This is a genomic window from Empedobacter sp. UBA6745, assembly GCF_002453775.1.
Lineage (GTDB): Bacteria > Bacteroidota > Bacteroidia > Flavobacteriales > Weeksellaceae > Empedobacter > Empedobacter falsenii_C.
The window spans coordinates 188,853-207,910 of record NZ_DKHL01000057.1; the positions used below are offsets into that span (position 1 = coordinate 188,853).

The window sequence follows — 19,058 nt, forward strand, 5'->3', positions numbered from 1 at the left end:
GAAGTAAGATGTGAATATTCGTCTAATTTCTCGATACAATTCTTATCAGAATCACTCGAAATGACGAATAAACAAGGTCATCCTGAACTCGTTTCAGGATCGCATAAAGTAGACGATGAGAAGCTGAAACAAGTTCAGCTTGACAAGAAATTTATTGCTTTAAGCATTAGGCGTAAAGCATAAAACAGACAATAAAACAAAAACAAGAAATATGAAAAACTTTAAGTTTATACTGGGGTTAGGAATCGCGATGATGAATATGGTTTATGGACAAGAGTTGAAATCACCAAATGGAAATTTTGTGATGGATTTTTCGTTGTCTAAAGACGGAAAACCTACTTATCAGTTAAAGTACAAAGGTAAAGATGTTATAAAACCAAGTCATTTAGGTTTTGAGTTTAAAACAAAACACAAAGAAATGGATTTTGCAGTGCAAGATCGCGTAGAAGATGAAAAGGCAAAAGATATTGCAAACTTTTTATCAGGGTTTAAAATCATCGATACTAAAACGTCAACATTCGACGAAACTTGGAAACCAGTTTGGGGAGAAGTAGATAAAATCAGAAATAATTTTAACGAATTAGCTGTTACGGTTTCTCAACCAAATACAGATCGTCAAATGATTATTCGTTTTCGTTTGTTCAACGAAGGTTTAGGTTTCCGTTATGAATTTCCAGAACAAAAGAATTTAAAATATTTTGTGATCAAAGAAGAACATTCTCAGTTTGCAATGGCGGGAGATCACACTGCTTTTTGGATTCCTGGTGATTATGATACGCAAGAATACGATTACACAGAATCTAAATTATCAGAAATTAGAGGATTATTTGATAAAGCTTATATTGGAAATGCATCTCAACAAGCCTTCTCTAAAACAGGTGTACAAACAGCTTTGATGATGAAAGCAACAAATGGACTTTATATCAATTTACACGAAGCTGCGTTGATTAATTATCCTGCAATGAGTTTAAATTTAGATGATAAAACATTAACGTTTGAATCTTGGTTAACTCCAGATGCTTTGGGTGATAAAGGTTATTTACAGGCACCTTTCAATACGCCTTGGCGTACAATTATTGCGAGTGATGATGCACGAGAAGTTGCTTTCAAAGGGCCGCAATTGGTTTATAATTTGAATGAACCTTCAAAAATTAAAGACACTTCTTGGATCAAACCTGTAAAATACGTTGGTGTTTGGTGGGAAATGATTACAGGAAAAAGTTCTTGGGCATATACAGATGATTTCCCGACGGTGCAATTAGGTGTAACCGATTATAAAAATGCGAAACCAAACGGTAAGCATGGAGCAAATAATGAACATGTAAAAGAGTACATTGATTTTGCTGCAGAAAACGGATTTGACGCTGTTTTAGTTGAAGGTTGGAACGAAGGTTGGGAAGATTGGTTCGGTAATCACAAAGATTATGTGTTCGATTTTGTAACGCCTTATCCAGATTTTGATGTAAAAATGTTAAACGCTTACGCAAAATCAAAAGGTGTAAAAATTATGATGCATCACGAAACGTCTGGATCAATTCGTAATTATGAAAGACATTTGGATAAAGCCTATAAATTCATGAATGATAACGGTTATACATCTGTAAAAAGTGGATATGTAGGTGATATCGTTCCTCGTGGAGATTATCATTACAGCCAAAATACGATTAATCATTATCAATATGCAATCGAAAAAGCGGCTGAATATAAAATTATGGTTAATGCTCACGAAGCGGTTCGTCCTACAGGAGTTGCGCGTACATGGCCAAATTTAATCGGTAATGAATCTGCGCGTGGAACAGAATACCAAGCTTTTGGAGGTTCTAAACCAAATCACGTAACAGTTTTACCTTTCACGCGTCTTTTAGGTGGACCAATGGATTATACGCCTGGTATTTTCGAAATGGATGTGGAGAAATTAAATCCAAACAACCATTCGCACGTTAATTCTACGATTGCAAATCAGTTGGCTTTATATGTGACAATGTATTCGCCTTTGCAAATGGCTGCTGATATTATTGAGCATTACAAACAATTTTCTGATGCATTTCAATTTATCAAAGATGTGCCTGTAGATTGGCAAGATTCTAACTATTTAGAAGCTGAACCAGGAAGATATTTAACAATTGCACGTAAAGACAAAAACTCGAATAATTGGTTTGTTGGAAATGTAAATGGTGAAACGCCTCGTTCAACGAAAATCAAGTTAGATTTCTTAGATAAAGGGAAAAAATACGAAGCGAAAATCTATGCTGATGCAAAAGATGCGCATTACAAAACAAATCCTCAAGCCTATAAAATCGAAACAAAAAAGGTTGATTCAAAATCTGTTTTAGATTTAACATCTCAAGCTGGTGGAGGTTTTGCAATTAGTATCAAAGAGATTAAATAAAGTCATCTTGACAAGAAATTAAAAAAGCTTCTTCGATAATTTCAGAATGACAATAAAGTAAATGTCATTCCGACGAATGGAGGAATCTAAAAGTAATATGTTCTACGTTATAAGTTGGGTAAAAAAACTTTAAACGTAGAACTTAAAGCGTACAACATAATTATGAAAAAAATATTTTTCACGTTAGGAATAGCTTCATTGTTTTTAAGCTCTTGCTCAAAAACAACAACACAAGCTACGCAGACAAATCATTCAGAAAAACAACCATTTGTTTGGAATGGTGCAAATATTTATTTTTTGTTGACTGATCGTTTCGAGAATGGAGATAAAAAGAATGATATCAATTACGGAAGAACTGCCGAAACTGCTAAATTAAGAGGTTTTGAAGGTGGAGATTTTTGTGGAGTAATCAATAAAATAGAAGATAATTATTTTTCAGATTTAGGAGTTAATGCGATTTGGATGACACCAATTGTGGAGCAAATTCACGGTTTTGTAGACGAAGGACAAGGAAAAACATATGGATTTCACGGTTATTGGACAAAAGATTGGACGTCGATTGATAAAAACTGGGGAACTGAAAAAGAGTTGCAAGAATTGGTTGATAAAGCGCATGCGAAAGGTATTCGTATTATGTTGGATGCGGTGATTAATCACACAGGTCCATTCACAAATTCGGACGGTGTTTTTCCAGCTGATTGGGTTCGTGTTTCTCCACAATGTACCTATGAGTCTTACAAAACGACGATAGAATGTACGTTGGTGAAAAATCTTCCAGACATTTTAACGGAATCTGAAAATGATGTAATGTTGCCACCGCAATTGTTAGCAAAATGGTCAAAAGAAGGTCGTTTGGATAAAGAAGTTGCTGAGTTGAATGTTTTTTTCGCGAAATATAATCTTCCAAAAGCACCGAAATATTACATTATGAAATGGCTTTCAGATTATATTCGTAAGTACGGAATTGATGGTTATCGTGTCGATACGGTGAAACATACTGAAGAAAATGTTTGGAAGAAATTCGAGGAAATTTGTCAAGATGCGTTTACTGAATATAAAGCGAATAATCCTACAAAAGTATTGGATCAAAACAAGTTTTTCTTGTTAGGAGAAGTTTATGGATATTCAATTAATGATGGTCAACAATATAATTTTCCTGATAAAACGGTTAATTATTTCGAGAATGGATTTGATGCATTAATCAATTTTGATTTGCGTTCAACTCAAAAAGAATCTAATCAAACGGTTTTTGATCGATACAATGATATTCTTCAAAACAAGATGAAAGGAAAGTCTGTGATGAGCTACATTACATCGCACGATGATGGTTCGCCTTTTGATAAAGATCGTCAAAATCCTTGGGATGCAGGAACTCGATTGTTGTTGGCGCCAGGGATTTCGCAAATTTATTATGGAGACGAAACGGCTCGTCCGTTAGAGGTTGAAGGTGTTGATGGAGATGCAAATCTTCGTTCGAATATGAATTGGGAAGATATTAAACCAAATTCAGAAACGGAATCATTATTGAATCATTACCAAAAATTAGGACAATTTAGACGAAGTCATCCAGCAGTTGGAGCAGGAAATCAAACAGATTTGCAAAATTCTCCGTATATTTTTACAAGAAAATATAAGACAGACGAAGTGGTGATTGGTTTGGAAATGCCAATTGGTAAAAACACAATTAATGTAAGTTCTGTTTGGAAAGATGGTACGAAAGTTCGCGATGCTTATTCAGGTTTTTCTGGAAAAGTTGTGAACGGAAATTTAGAATTGAATACAACTTTTGATATTGTATTATTGGAAAAAGTGAATTAATTTTTTGAGAAGTAATAGAAGAAAAATGATAAAAAAAATAGTTGGTTTAACCTTGATGACAATTTTGTTTTTGACAAGTTGTGAAAGCAAAAAGGAAACAAAGTCAGAAGACGTTAAAAAAGAAAGGAAAGAACAAAGTATTTTGCCTTTTACGGCTGATATGGCAGAAACTTCTGTGATTTATGAAGTGAATGTTCGTCAATTTTCACCAGAAGGAACTTTTGCTGCGGTAACAAAAGAGATCTCGAATATCAAGAAATTAGGGGTTAAAATCCTTTGGATTATGCCTATTTATCCAATTGGAGAAGAAAACCGAAAAGAAGGTTTAGGTTCGTATTATTCGATCAAAGATTATAGAGGAATCAATCCAGAATTTGGAACTGCCGAAGATTTTAAGAAATTGGTCGATGAAGCGCACAAAAACGGAATCTATGTGATTTTGGATTGGGTTGCGAATCACACGGCTTGGGATCATCCTTGGGTAAAACAACATCCCGATTGGTACGAACAAGATAAGAACGGGAAAATGCATTCTCCTTACGATTGGTCGGATGTTGTGGCGTTAAATTTCGATAACAAAGAAATGCGCAAACAGATGATTGCTGATATGAAATATTGGTTAGATGATTTCAAAATTGATGGTTTCCGTTGTGATATGGCGCACGAAGTTCCGACAGATTTTTGGAATGAAGCAAAACCACAATTGGCAAATGGTCGCGAAATTTTTATGTTAGGTGAAACAGAGAAGCCTGATTTGTTAGCAAATAATGCATTCGATGCCGCTTATGGTTGGGAAATTCATCATATCATGAATGATATTGCAAAAGGTAAGAAAAACGTTTCTGCGATTGATGCGTACATGGATTCGATTCCGAAAAAATGGCAAGCCGATGATTATAAATTATTGTTCACATCAAATCATGACGAAAATTCTTGGGCTGGAACTGAATATGAAAGAATGGGTGATGCAGTCGAAACATTTGCTGCATTAACATATACTTTACCAGGAATTCCGTTGATTTATAATGGACAAGAAGAAGATTTTAATCGTCGTTTAAAATTCTTTGTTAAAGATTCTATTGATCGTAATCCAACTTCAAAAATGCGTGGCGTTTATGAAAAGTTAGGAGAACTGAAAATCACAAATGAAGCATTTAATGGAGCGAAAAAAGCGGCTTCTTACGAACGTTTGAAAACATCTGATGATAAATCTATCTTAGCGTTTAAGCGTCAAAAAAATACGACAGAAGCTTATTTTATTGCAAATTTTACGAAAACAAATAAAGAAATTACAGTTCCAATTAATGGGGTGTACAAAAATTTTATGAATAACGAAGATGTCACATTTGATGCAACAACAAAACTGAAATTAAAACCTTGGGAGTACCTGATTTTAGTTCAGAAGAAAAAATAAATTCTTAAAAGCTGGTTAAATTTTTAATCAGCTTTTTTTATGGTATAATGCTTGTTGATAAACGTTTAAAATCTAAATCATGAGAAAAATAGTTTTATCAACAGCCGCCATTTTAAGCTTAGTTTTATCTTCGTGCGAATCGAAGAACAACGTAAGTACAGAAGTAGAAACAAGTAAAACAGAAGTTGCAGAGCAGCCAATTGTTTCGGAAAACGATATTGCAAATAAGCCAGAATCATCTACATCAGCTAATTCTTATATGGTTTTGCAAGATAATGGTCAACAAAAAACGGTAAATATTGACCCGAATGAAACCGTTATTTCAGCAAATAATTTGCCTGTTAATGCACAAAATTTTGTTTCGAAAAACTTTGGTAATATGGAGTTCGTGAATGCGATAAAAGAAGTTGAACGCAATATCACAACATATAATATTCAATTGAAAGACGGAACAAAAATAGAATTTACAGATAATGGAGATTGGAAGGAGGTGAAAAATGGTCTAGGAAAAGCGATTCCGATTAAATTTTTTCCAGATAATATTCAAAAATATCTTCAAACTAAATATCCTAAAATTGATGCGAAATCAATTGAAATGGATACAAAAGATAAAGAAATAAAAGTTGAATTATTACAAAATAATGTTGATTTGAAATTTGATCTGAATGGTAATTTTATCAAAATTGATTAATCACATACATCAAAAACCTTATCAATAGATGAGGTTTTTTTTATTTCTGATTTTTAAAATTTTACAATAACCTTCACATCAACTTTTCGCAATTTTCAATATATTTATAGTAGAAAAAATCAACCAAAATGGATAAAAAATATTTGAGATCGCTAATTTTTAGACATCTCGATGGTTTGGTAACGGCTCCTGTATTGAGCGCTTTGGCTAAAAAAGGAGCTTTGCATTACATTGTCGAGCACAAAACTATACAGTTAGAAGAATTGACAAAAGAATTTCAGGCAAACGAAGGTTATCTAAATGTTGCTTTGCGTGTATTGGCTTCGCAGAATATGTTAGAATATTCGGTGGACAATGTGAAAGATAATGTCGAAATTCAAACCAATAAATATTCGGATCGCGCATTTACTAATATTGATATTTACCATGATTTAGCTGTTTTTTTGGCAGAAAATGAGGTAATCAATCAACATGATTTTTCGGATGAGTTTTGTAAAAAATGGATCAAATTATTTGATAAATATAAAACTTATTTGATGACTGCTGATGACGAAGAGTTTCTTGAAAAACCTTTGCATTATCAAATTACCAAACATATCGAAGGCGTTTTAGTTGGACCAATTATTGTGCGAATGGGAATGAGCGGTTTGTTTCATAAATACTTTATGGAAGCCTCTTTCAATCCAGATGAATTTCACAAAAATCCACAAACTTTCGAAAAAATATTGGAAAGATTAACCGAATTAGGTTGGTTTACTAAACACGAAAAAAACTATAAATTCACCGAAATAGGATTGTTTTTTGCGCGTCGTGCAACATCGTATGGTGTTACAGTTTCTTATTTACCAATGTTTGCAAAGTTGAATGATTTACTTTTCGGTTCGCCAACAAAATTGCGTGAAATTACCGATGGTGAAGATGAGCAACATGTGAATCGCGAAATGAATGTTTGGGGTAGTGGAGGAGCTCATTCCACTTATTTCAAAGTGATAGATGAGTTTATTGTTGATATTTTCAATCGTCCGATAGAAGAGCAACCGAAAGGGATTTTGGATATGGGATGTGGAAATGGAGCGCTTTTGCAACATTTGTATGATGTGATAGAACGTCAAACCTTACGCGGAAAACATCTAGACGAATACCCACTTTTCTTGGTTGGTGCAGATTATAATCAAGCAGCATTGAAAGTGACGCGTGCCAATTTAATTAAAAATGATATTTGGGCAAAAGTGATTTGGGGCGATATTGGCGATCCAGATCGTTTGGCAACGGATTTGAAAAATGATTATTCGATTGAGTTGAGTGATTTATTAAATATCCGAACATTTTTAGATCATAATCGAATTTGGGAAGATGTAAAAGATGTCAAAACAAATCGAATTAGTGCTTCTACAGGAGCTTTTTCGTTTAGAGGAAAACGATTATCAAACAATGATGTGGAACAAAACTTATTGAATCATCTTAAAAAATGGGCGCCTTACGTAGATAAATTTGGTCTGTTGTTGATCGAATTACATACGATTTCTCCAGATTTAACGGCGAAGAATTTAGGAAATACGCCTGCAACAGCGTATGATGCGACGCATGGATTCTCGGATCAATATATTGTGGAAGTAGATGTTTTTCATCGTATTTGTCAAGAAACTGGTTTGGTTCCAGATAAAACATTATTCAAAAAATATCCAAACAACGAATTGGCAACTGTTAGTATTAATCTTTTGAAACGATAATATTTAAAAAATATATTAAATCAAAAAAAAGCTCAGCAATTGCTGAGCTTTCTTGGTTAGTCTTGTATCAATAATTAGTTTAGGGTTATTTTTGCTTGACTAATCTTAAATCCATTTTCGTAAACATTGAACGTGTAAACTCCTTTTTGGAATTCCTCGTTTTCCCAATCAAACGTAATATTTTTTGTTTGTCCGTTTGTGTAATTAAAGTTGATTGCATCAGAGAAATTAACTGTATCTCCAGATCTCAATTCAATTTGTCCACCTTGTGCATTTCCATATCTTCCTAAAGTTCCATCAGGATTATAGATAGCAACATATAATTTTTTGTCTCCAGATTCTGTTCTCGAATTACGATCTACATCAAAAGAAACACGAATTTTATCAATACGTTTTGCACGTGTTTTTTCAACTTCTTTTCCGCTATTTCTTACACGAATTCCTTTGATTTGTTGATTAGAAACAGATAAAGTTGAACTTAATTCATTGATCTTTCCTTTCGAAATTGCATTGTCTTTTTGACGAACACTTTTTTCTGTTTCGTAGTTATATGTTAACTCTTTATTGTTTTCTCTTAAATTGTTGTTGTCTGTTGTTAAAGCAGAATTTTTATTATTTAATTCGTCAACGCTACGTACAAGAATTGCATTTTCTTTTTGTAAACGCGCAACTTCAGATTTGTAATTTTTTACACTTCCTTCTAAATCGTTGATCATTTTACGAGCACGATTCATTTCTTCTGCAGTAGGATTGTCTTTATCTAGAATTTCTTGAATATCTTGATTCTTTAACTGAATCATATTTTCTTTATCGCCCAATAAATTGTTACGATCTTCAATACGAGCTTTATATTGTGTATAGTCGTTTAAAATCGAATCATATTGTTTACGAATTTGATCTTTTTGACCCGTTTCGTTTTTAAGGATTTGAGAATTTAAAGATTCATTTTTTTCAAGATTCCCTATTTGGTTTGCTTGATAAATATTATATCCTACACTTCCTGCTAATAAGATTCCGACTAATGCCAAAGGAACTACTAAACCGTTTTTTCCTTTGTTTGTTGGTTGATTGTTTTCTTCTAATCCTTGCATATGAATTATTATTTAAGGTTAATTGTTTTTTTATTGTTTCTAGTGTTAAGAAATTATGATGCCAAAAACTTAGGATGATGTTAAAATGAGGGTTTTTTAACAAATTTTTTCACATTTTAGACCGAAAATGAATAATTATGCAGATTCTTATTCTAAATAAATCATAAAAAAAGCTTCAGATTATTCTGAAGCTTTTTTTTAATTAATATGAATTGTATTTACTTTTTATCAAAAGTTCCTGTGTAAACAGAAGTTAATTTATCTAAAGAAATGTACTTTTTGAAAACCTCGTTTACTTGGTTTACATTCAATGCATCTACCTTTTTCTCTAAATTATCAAATTCATCAAACGTAATTCCGTTCAATAAATAACCATTCGATAAACCTAATAAAGTTCCGTCAGTTCCCAAAGAAGTCGTACGACCGTTTTTCCAACTTACAATATTTGTTTTCAATTCGTCCGCTGTGAAACCATCTTTCAATGCTTTTGCAACTTCTTCTTTCAATGCTTTTTCAACTGCTTCACGTTTTGTAGGGTTTAAAAATGCATAATATCCCCAAGAAGCTACATCGTTTTTAGGATCGTTTGGTATCGAAACATATGAACCTGCACCATAGCTGATTCCTTCTTTTTCTCTTAATCGCATTGGAATACGAGCAGATAAAAATCCTCCACTTCCAATCATTTCATTTGCCATAACCATTGCGGCGTAATCAGCACTTTCACGATTCATTTTGAAGTTAATTGATCCAACTGCAGCAGCATTTTCTTTGTCTGGAATGTTATAAAGTTTATCCTCTTTTTTCGTTGCTGTAAAAGTTGGATACGCTTTTTCGTACTTCGATTTGCTATTCCATTTACCAAAAGTATCATTTAATAATTTTTCAACTTTCACTTTGTCATTTGTTCCAATAATAGAAACAACACCATTTTGTGCACCTAAAATATTTTTATAAAAATCAACTAAATCAGCTTGTTTGATTTTCTTTAAATCATCTTTTGTTTCAGTAAAAGAAGCTGTATAAAAAATAGAAGATTTAGGATAATTAGATGTTAAACGACTAATTTCGTTAAAGGCAAATGCTTGCGGATCGTTTGTATTTGCATCTAAATATGTTATGTATTCATTTACAGATTTTGCTAATTCAGCTTCAGGAAAAGTTGGTTCTGTAATGATTTGACGCACGACATCCATTGTTTTGTCTAATGAATTTTTGTACGTATTAATTGTTACAGATAAATTTTGTCCTCCAAATCTAAATCCAACCGAAGATTTTAAAGCATCTAATTGATCTTTGATTTGTTCTTTTGTTAAATTCTTCGTTCCAGACATTAACAATTCAGCCGTTAATTGACCGATCATTCCTTTGTTTGCCAAATCTTTTTCATTCGAAACAGGTAAATTAAATGAAAGAATTACTTTTTCACCTTTAATTTCTTTGTCGATGATTCCATATTTTAGACCATTGTTCAATTTTCCTTCTGCATAATGAGCTTTTAAGTTTTTGATTGAAGCTTCAAATGGTTTTGCTTCTTTCTCAACTGCACGACCTTTGTAATTCGAAACTAATTCTGTAATCTGTTTATTCGTTAATTCAGCTGGTTTTACACGAATTTCATCTTTTGTCGGAATAAAAGTTCCAACTGTTCTATTATTCGCTCTAAAATATTTTTCAGCAACACGTTTTACATCTTCTTTGGTTACTTTCTCGATATTATCGCGGTACAAGAAACCTAAACGATAATCACCAGCACCAACAATTTCTGTTAAACCAATGGCATAATTAATCGTATTATTTTTTTGATTTTCGATGTTTTTCACAATACTTGCTTTCGCACGCTGCACATCTTGATCAGTATAATTAATTGTAGCAACTTTGTCTAATTCTGCACGAATATCATTTTTCGTTTGCTCGATATTTTTCTCTTTTGGAATTTCAGTTCCGATATAGAAAAAACTCGCATCACGAACTTCTGGACTATACGCCCAAATTGATGCAATTTTGTGTGTATCAACCAAAGATTTGTACAAATATCCCGAAGGATCTGAAGTTAAAATATTATTTAAAACATCAATCGCTGCATAATCTTTATCGCTATATGCTGCAACGTGATACATTACACCAACAGATTGCGAATCTCCTGCACGTTTTACTTCAACAAATTTTTCACCATCTTGCGCTGGTTCAACTGTTAAAATTTCGTCTAAAACACGCGTTGGTTTTGGAATTGAAGCAAAATACTGATTCACATATTCCATTGTTTTTTTCTCGTCAAATTTTCCAGCAATAATTAAAGTTGCATTATCTGGTTGATAATATTTTTCGTAGAATTTGCGTAATTGAGGAGATTTTACACGCTCAATATCTTCTTTAGATCCAATGGTAGATTTTCCGTAATTGTGCCATAAATATCCAGCCGAAATAACGCGTTCCATTAAAACACCTGACGGATCATTTTCACCAATTTCAAATTCATTACGCACAACCGAAAATTCTTTGTCCAAATCTTCTTGTTTAATGGTTGCGTTAATCATTCGATCAGCTTCCATTTCCAAACTCCAACGTAAATTTTCGTCGCTTGAAGGGAAAACTTCGTAATAATTTGTACGATCATAATATGTCGTTCCATTTGCGCGTCCACCTTTGTCAGATAACATTTTCTTGATATCGCCTAAGTTTTTTGTTGATTTAAACAACATATGTTCTAACAAGTGCGCCATTCCTTTTTCGCCATAACCTTCATGTTTAGATCCAACATTGTACACAATGTTAACCACAACATTACTTTGCGATTGATCAGGAACCAATAAAACTTGTAATCCATTTGGTAGTTTGTATTCCTTAATTCCTTCTACTTGCGTCACAAAAGTTGCGCTTCCAGATTTCGTTTGAGCCATTAAGTAAGGTGAATTTGCAAAGGCAAAAACCAGACAAATACTCAGTAAAGTTTTTTTCATGTATTTATTTTTATAGTTATTAATTGGATGATACAATTCTATAATCTATTCGTTAGACGCAAATTGTATGGTGTAAGTTACAAATCTTTTGTTAAATTTGTGATGCAACAAACAAAAGAAATGGAAACAAAAGAGGTAAATAAAATTACTTTCGAAGAGTTTAAAAGTCAAATCATTAATGATTACAAGACGGCTTTTATGTCTCGCGAAGTAAGTCTTTTAGGGAGAAGAGAAGTACTTACTGGGAAAGCAAAATTTGGAATTTTTGGTGATGGAAAAGAATTACCACAAATTGCAATGGCAAAAGTATTCAAAAATGGAGATTTCCGTTCTGGATACTACCGCGATCAAACATTTATGTTCGCAATTGGTCAATTAACAGTTGAACAATTTTTTGCACAATTATACGCTTTAACAGATTTAGAAAAAGAACCTTCATCAGGAGGTCGTCAAATGACATCTCATTTCGGAACACGTTCTTTAAACGAAGATGGTTCTTGGAAAAAATTAACAGAGCAAAAAAATTCGAGTGCAGATATTTCTCCAACAGCTGGTCAAATGCCACGTTTATTAGGTTTAGCACAAGCTTCAAAATATTTTAGAAATGTTCCTCAATCAGACGAAGATCAACAATTTTCTGTAAACGGAAATGAAATTGCTTTCGGAACAATTGGTGACGCAAGTACTTCTGAAGGTCATTTTTGGGAAACGATAAATGCAGGTGGAGTTTTGCAAGTGCCAATGGTTGTTTCTATTTGGGACGATGGTTACGGAATTTCTGTACCAGCTAAATTTCAACGCACAAAATCGAATCTTTCTGAATTATTATCAGGTTTCGGAAGAACGGAAGAGGAAAGAGGTTACGAAATTATTACTGTAAAAGCGTGGGATTATCCTGCTTTGATTGAAGCGTATACACGTGCAGAAAGATTTGCGCGTGAGCATCACATTCCGTGTATTGTACACGTGCAAGAATGTACGCAACCGCAAGGTCACTCGACTTCTGGTTCGCACGAGCGTTATAAATCAGAGGAGCGTTTGACATGGGAAAAAGAATTTGATGGAATCTCAAAATTCCGTGAATATATTTTAGCATTTGCAGATCATTCAGAAGCAATTATTTCTGCGGAAGAGTTGGATCAATTAGAAGCTGAAGTAAAAGCTGAAGTAAAAGCTTCTCAAAAACAATGTTGGGACGATTATTTGAATCCAATTTTGGATTTGAAAAATGAAGCGTTAGAATTATTAACGAAAGTTGCTTCAGAAAGTGCTAATGGTGCTTTTATCAACATTGAAATTAGTAATCTAAAATCAAAGAAAAGTCCTTTCAAACGTGATGTTTATGGAGCTGTTCGTAAAGTAATTCGTTTAATACGTTCAGAAAATTTAGTTACAAAAACTGAATTAATTTCTTGGTTAGATGCTAAAATGAAACGCGAAGAAGAAATTTATTCGACTAAATTAGTTTCTGGTACTGCAATACAAGTTCCACAAGTAAAACCTGAGTTTGGAGAAAATCCAGCGTTAGAAGATGGTCGTGTAATTGTTCGTGATAACTTTGATAAAATTTTCGAAAAATATCCAAAGGCGTTAGTTTTTGGTGAAGATGCAGGAAATATTGGTGATGTAAACCAAGGTTTAGAAGGTCTTCAAGCAAAATATGGTATCGATCGTATTTCGGATACAGGTATTCGCGAAGCAACAATTCTTGGTCAAGGAATTGGTTTAGCGATGCGTGGTTTACGTCCAATTGCAGAAATTCAATATTTAGATTATATCCTTTATTGTTTACAAGGAATTTCTGATGATTTGGCAACTGTGCTTTATCGTTCGAATGGAGGTCAAAAAGCGCCTGTGATTATCAGAACGCGTGGTCACCGTTTAGAAGGTGTTTGGCATTCAGGTTCGCCAATGGGAGGAATTTTGAATTTGGTTCGTGGCGTGAATGTTTTAGTTCCACGTGATTTAACAAAAGCCGCAGGTTTTTACAATACATTGATGCAAGCAGATGAGCCTGCAATTGTTGTAGAAAGTTTGAATGGTTATCGTTTGAAAGAACCTGCACCAACTAATATTGGAGAATTTACAACGCCAATAGGTGAAGTAGAAATTACAAAAGAAGGAAAAGATGTAACGTTGTTAACTTACGGTTCTACTTGGAGAATTGTGATGGATGCTGCGAAAGAATTGGAGCAACTAGGTATTTCTGTTGAAGTAATTGATGCACAATCTTTATTGCCTTTCGATATCAATGCAGATGTTGCAAAAAGTTTGAACAAAACGAATCGTTTAGTTATTGTTGACGAAGATGTTCCAGGTGGAGCAAGTGCATTCTTGTTACAAGAAATTATCGAGAAACAAGGTGGATATTTTACATTAGATAGCGCACCATTGACGATTACAGCGAAAGCTCACCGTCCTGCGTATGCGACTGATGGAGATTATTTTTCAAAACCTTCTGTTGATGATATTACAGAACAAGTTTATGAATTGATGCGCGAAGCGAAACCAAACGAGTTTCCTGCTTTGTACTAAAAAATAAATTTTAGAGTTATATAAGCGTATGTCTTTTTCAAAAAGGCATGCGCTTTTTTTGTATTTTTAACAATCAAAATTATAATGAAAATGAAATTCTATTCGATTATACTTTGTCTATTGACTTCAATTCTTTTTGGGCAATTTCAAGATGTAATTCCTCCAAAGAATATCAAGACGGTTCAAGTTTTTAATCCGCAAACAAACGATAATACACCCGTTGTCAAGTTAGGTTCTAGCGAAAGATTAATTTTTCTTTTTGATGATATCAGTGCAGGTTATAAGCGTTATCAATATTCTATTGAACACAGAAATGCAGATTGGTCAGAATCGAATATTTTTCAAACCGAATTTTTAAATGGTGTTAATGCTGATTATGCGCGAACATATAAGAATTCATTCAATACGTATCAAAAATATACCAATTATCAAATTCAATTTCCGAATGATCAAATGAATGTAAAATTACCTGGAAATTATGTGTTAAAAGTGTATTTAGAAAATGATTCAAACCCAATTTTCACGAAACGTTTTGCCGTTTATCAACCAATTGCGGATGTTGGTGTGATGGTTTCTCGTTACAATAATCCAACCGTAAAAGAATTGAATCAGCGTTTGCAAGTTCAAGTTTCAAGTGGAACACAAAATTTAACTGAAGTTCCTGATGGCGCAAGATTATTTTTGATGAAAAATAACAATTGGAACGAAGGTTATTTTATCAATCGACCATCTTTTTCTCGTCCAAATCAATTAACATATAATGATACCAATATTTTGTTTGACGGTGGTGCCGAATACAATTGGTTTGATAACAAAAATTTAGAAGTTCCGAGTTTAACAACAGAAAAAACATTCAGAAAAGATAGTGTTTATCACACTGTTTTGCGTGCAGATATTCCGAAATATAATCTACCTTATGATGATTATCCAGACATTAATGGTAATTTTTATATCCGAAATAACCGTTATGGAAACGAATATGCAGCAAATTCTGAAGCAGATTATTCGTGGGTTTATTTTGCGTTAGACGCTTTCGAAGATCAAAATGGATTATACGTTCCGTATGTTGTAGGTGCTTTTAATAATTGGGAAATTGATGAAAATTCGAAATTAGAAAAAGACGATGCAGGATTTTGGGTAACCGAATTATTCTTGAAACAAGGTTATTACAATTATCAATATGTCGTAAAAAATACCAAAACAGGCAAAATCGATCCAAGTTATGTGAGCGGAAGTTTTTGGCAAACCGAAAATCAATATCAAGCATTGTTTTACTATCGCCCTTGGGGACAACGATACGATGTGTTAATGGGATATGGAACTGGAAATTCGAGGAGATAAATCATTCAGTTTTTTATCAATCATGACTTTCAATTTCCAACCAATAAAATTTAAGTATTCTTGGCGCGATTATCAACAGCGTGTTTTAGATGAATTAGAATTTCATTTAAAAGATGCGCATCTTAATATTGTAGCACCGCCTGGCTCTGGAAAAACGGTTTTGGGATTGGAAGTAATGCTTCGAATTAATGAGCCTACGCTTATTTTAGCGCCAACTTTAGCGATTCGTAATCAATGGAAAGATCGATTTATTGAGCTTTTTCTTGATAATCAGGAAGTCGATTGGATTTCGATGGATATTCATCAACCAAAATTTCTTACCATTTCTACTTATCAAGGATTACATGCTTCGATGGTAAAAGACGAACAATCTTTGATTCAATTATTAAAAGAAAATAACGTCAAAACTTTGATTGTAGATGAAGCGCATCATCTAAAAAATGAATGGTGGAAAAGTCTCAATAAAATCAAAAGTGAATTATCACCAAAGATTGTGGCGTTAACTGCTACGCCGCCTTTTGATGTTGCGAAAGAAGAATGGAATCGTTATCTCACTTTTTGTGGTCCGATTGATTGCGAAATATCTATTCCAGAATTAGTCAAACAAAAAGATTTGTGTCCGCATCAAGATTTGTTGTTGTGTTCATTTCCCATAAATTTTGAGAGTGAAATTATTTCCAAAAACCTTGAAGAAGTAGAAGCTTTTTTCCAAGAGGTTAAAGAAAATACAGCTTTGTATGAATTTGTTTTGATGTTAGATTTTATCAAAACGCCTGCAAGTTGTTTCGACGAAATTTATGCAGATTTTGATGCCTATGCGTCTTTTGTGATTTATCTGAAATCGTTTGATACGCCATTGGATTTTCAGCATTTGGATTTATTAGAAAACGAAACGATAGATTTTCCGCCTTTCAATTATTATTGGGCAGAATGTATGTTCAATTATTTGTTGTTTAAAGATGAAGAATTTTATTTGAAACACGAGAAATTTTTGAAACCATTTTTAACGAATTTAAAACGAATCGGAGCAATCGATCAGAAAAAAGTTACTTTACATTATAATCAAAAAGTTAAAAATTCGCTGATAAATAGTGTAAAAAAGATTGATAGCACTGCAGAAATTGTAAAATCAGAATACCAACATTTGGGCGATAAGTTGCACATGGTGATTTTGACCGATTACATTCGAAAAGAATTTTATTCGGATAATTTACAGAATGAACCGAGTAAAATTAAGCTAGGTGTTTTTCCAATTTTCGAAAAACTTCGAAATCTAAATTCAGAAATAATTCCACATCTTGCGATTATTACAGGTTCGATGGTAATCGTTTCAAAAACAATTCTTCCAAAAATAATTTATCAGTTCAAAGATAGAGCAGAAGCGATTCAGTTCAAATCGGTGATGTTCGATGATAATTTTTTCGAAGTTGTTGCAGAAGATAGTTCAAGAGGAAATTTGTTGGCTGTTTTAACAAAATTATTTAACAAAGGTGTTATCAAAATAATTGTCGGAACTCGCGCTTATTTGGGCGAAGGTTGGGATGCGCCGAGTATCAATAGTTTGATTTTAGCGAGTAATGTAGGTTCTTTTGTAACATCAAATCAGATGCGTGGGCGTGCGATTCGTGTGAATTCTGAAGAACCAAATAAAGTGAGTAACGTTTGGCATTTGGTTACGTTGGATTTGTTTGCGCAAAATGGAGGTGGAGATTTGGATAAAATGAGACAACGATTTGAGGCTTTTGTTGGGATTTCGCAAAAAGAAAACACGATTTCGAATGGTATTTCTCGTCTGAATCTTCCTGAACAATTTACAGAGGAATCTATTGAAAATTACAATCAGCAAACGATAGAATGGAGTAAAAATGATGTTCAAATTAGAGATTCTTGGACAAATTCTATTGCCGAAGGAACAAAGATTGATAATGAATTAAAGTATTTTTATGACGGAGAAAAAGAATATGATTTCTCAAAACATTTGTATTATTCGAAGTCGATAAAAAGTTTAACAACAAGTTTACTTCTTTCATTCATCTCTTTTATCGTTTTCTTTTTCGAAGAAAGTATTCGAACACTTTTATTTTCGATGTCGAAAAAAAGCTTTCTTTCAACCATAATTTTTCTCTCAACGGTCGGAATTGTGTATTTCGGAGTTAATTTTTACAAAAACATCAAACTTTATATTCAATATAGAGATATCACCAAAGATTTTCAGAAAATAGCTGTTGCGTTATTCAATACTTTGCAACATTTTAATTTATTGTCTAATGAATTGCGAGAAACAAATATTTTGACAACTGTAGATAAATCGGGAAATATTTCGTGTAGTTTATTGTCGGCAACAACTTATGATAAGGCGACTTTTTTACATTCGCTCGAAAATATTTTAAATCCAATTGATAATCCACGTTATTTTATCGAACGAAAAAGTGTGCTGATGAAGCTTTTCAAACAAAGAGATTATCATTCGGTTCCCGAAATTATTGGTCAACACAAGAAAAAGGCCGAATATTTTCATCAACAATGGTTGCAACTTGTAGGCGATGCAGAATTGCATTACACAAGAAGTTATTATGGACGAAAAAAGTTGATCAAAGCAAAAATAAAATCGTTAAGTTTTCAATTAAAGCAACCAATTGAACATATCAAAAAGTGGAAATAATCTAACTTCTCAAAATCTTTTCCATCGTTTTTCCTTTGGCTAATTCATCGATTAATTTGTCTAAATATCGAATTTTTTGCATCAATGGATTTTCAATTTCTTCCACACGATAGCCGCAAATCACACCTTTTATTTTAGTTGAATTTGGATTAAACTTTGGTGCATTTTCAAAAAAATCATGAAAGTTAGTTTTCTTTGTTAAAATTTCTTCCAAATCTTTTTCAGTATAACCTGTTAACCAAAAAATAATTTGATCAACTTCCGTTTTTGTTCGGTTTTTCTTTTCTGCTTTCGTGATGTAATGCGGATAAACACTTGCAAAAGACATTTCGATTACACGCTGAAAATTTTTATCATTCATTTTTTAAGAATATTATAGAGGATAAATTTCGACAATTAATTTGATAAAATCTCACTATTTTCATCG

11 protein-coding genes are annotated in these 19,058 nt (G+C 33.0%); 8 read left to right on the forward strand and 3 right to left on the reverse strand.

Annotation, left to right across the window (positions count from 1 at the left end; genetic code table 11):
• The first annotated feature begins 211 nt into the window (after positions 1-211).
• From B4H69_RS16280 to B4H69_RS16300, 5 genes are all read left to right on the forward strand, one after another.
• Positions 212-2,389, forward strand: a complete 2,178-nt coding sequence (locus B4H69_RS16280; protein ID WP_180905803.1) for a glycoside hydrolase family 97 protein — start codon at positions 212-214, stop codon at positions 2,387-2,389.
• A gap of 162 nt (positions 2,390-2,551) precedes the next feature.
• Positions 2,552-4,207, forward strand: coding sequence for an alpha-amylase family glycosyl hydrolase (locus B4H69_RS16285; RefSeq protein WP_180905804.1), 1,656 nt, complete (start codon positions 2,552-2,554; stop codon positions 4,205-4,207).
• Positions 4,208-4,232: 25 nt separating this feature from the next.
• Positions 4,233-5,621 (forward strand): alpha-amylase family glycosyl hydrolase, encoded by a 1,389-nt coding sequence (locus B4H69_RS16290; protein ID WP_180905805.1) that lies wholly within the window; start codon positions 4,233-4,235, stop codon positions 5,619-5,621.
• A gap of 79 nt (positions 5,622-5,700) precedes the next feature.
• Positions 5,701-6,312 (forward strand): PepSY-like domain-containing protein, encoded by a 612-nt coding sequence (locus tag B4H69_RS16295; RefSeq protein ID WP_180905806.1) that lies wholly within the window; start codon positions 5,701-5,703, stop codon positions 6,310-6,312.
• 128 nt (positions 6,313-6,440) lie between these two features.
• Positions 6,441-8,042 (forward strand): class I SAM-dependent methyltransferase, encoded by a 1,602-nt coding sequence (locus B4H69_RS16300; RefSeq protein ID WP_180905807.1) that lies wholly within the window; start codon positions 6,441-6,443, stop codon positions 8,040-8,042.
• A 74-nt stretch (positions 8,043-8,116) separates the two neighbouring features.
• Here the strand turns inward: B4H69_RS16300 and B4H69_RS16305 are convergent, their stop codons facing one another.
• On the reverse strand, positions 8,117-9,133 hold the full coding sequence (locus B4H69_RS16305; protein ID WP_114998837.1) for a hypothetical protein: 1,017 nt from the start codon (positions 9,131-9,133) through the stop codon (positions 8,117-8,119).
• A gap of 218 nt (positions 9,134-9,351) precedes the next feature.
• Positions 9,352-12,093 carry a M16 family metallopeptidase gene (locus B4H69_RS16310; protein ID WP_291094915.1) on the reverse strand — a complete coding sequence of 914 codons (2,742 nt, stop codon included), beginning with the start codon at positions 12,091-12,093 and terminating at the stop codon, positions 9,352-9,354.
• Positions 12,094-12,213: 120 nt separating this feature from the next.
• On the opposite strand from B4H69_RS16310, the gene B4H69_RS16315 reads away from it, so the two are divergent.
• From B4H69_RS16315 to B4H69_RS16325, 3 genes are all read left to right on the forward strand, one after another.
• Positions 12,214-14,628, forward strand: a complete 2,415-nt coding sequence (locus B4H69_RS16315) for an alpha-ketoacid dehydrogenase subunit alpha/beta (protein WP_291094917.1) — start codon at positions 12,214-12,216, stop codon at positions 14,626-14,628.
• 84 nt (positions 14,629-14,712) lie between these two features.
• Positions 14,713-15,969: a type IX secretion system plug protein domain-containing protein gene (locus B4H69_RS16320; RefSeq protein ID WP_221853987.1), complete on the forward strand. Its 1,257-nt coding sequence runs from the start codon at positions 14,713-14,715 to the stop codon at positions 15,967-15,969.
• On the forward strand, positions 15,944-18,631 hold the full coding sequence (locus tag B4H69_RS16325; RefSeq protein ID WP_291094919.1) for a DEAD/DEAH box helicase family protein: 2,688 nt from the start codon (positions 15,944-15,946) through the stop codon (positions 18,629-18,631). Before B4H69_RS16320 ends, B4H69_RS16325 begins: the two co-directional genes overlap by 26 nt.
• Position 18,632: 1 nt before the next feature.
• On the opposite strand, the gene B4H69_RS16330 is transcribed toward B4H69_RS16325, so the two are convergent.
• Positions 18,633-18,992, reverse strand: coding sequence for a DUF2200 domain-containing protein (locus B4H69_RS16330; protein WP_291094921.1), 360 nt, complete (start codon positions 18,990-18,992; stop codon positions 18,633-18,635).
• Positions 18,993-19,058 lie beyond the last annotated feature (66 nt).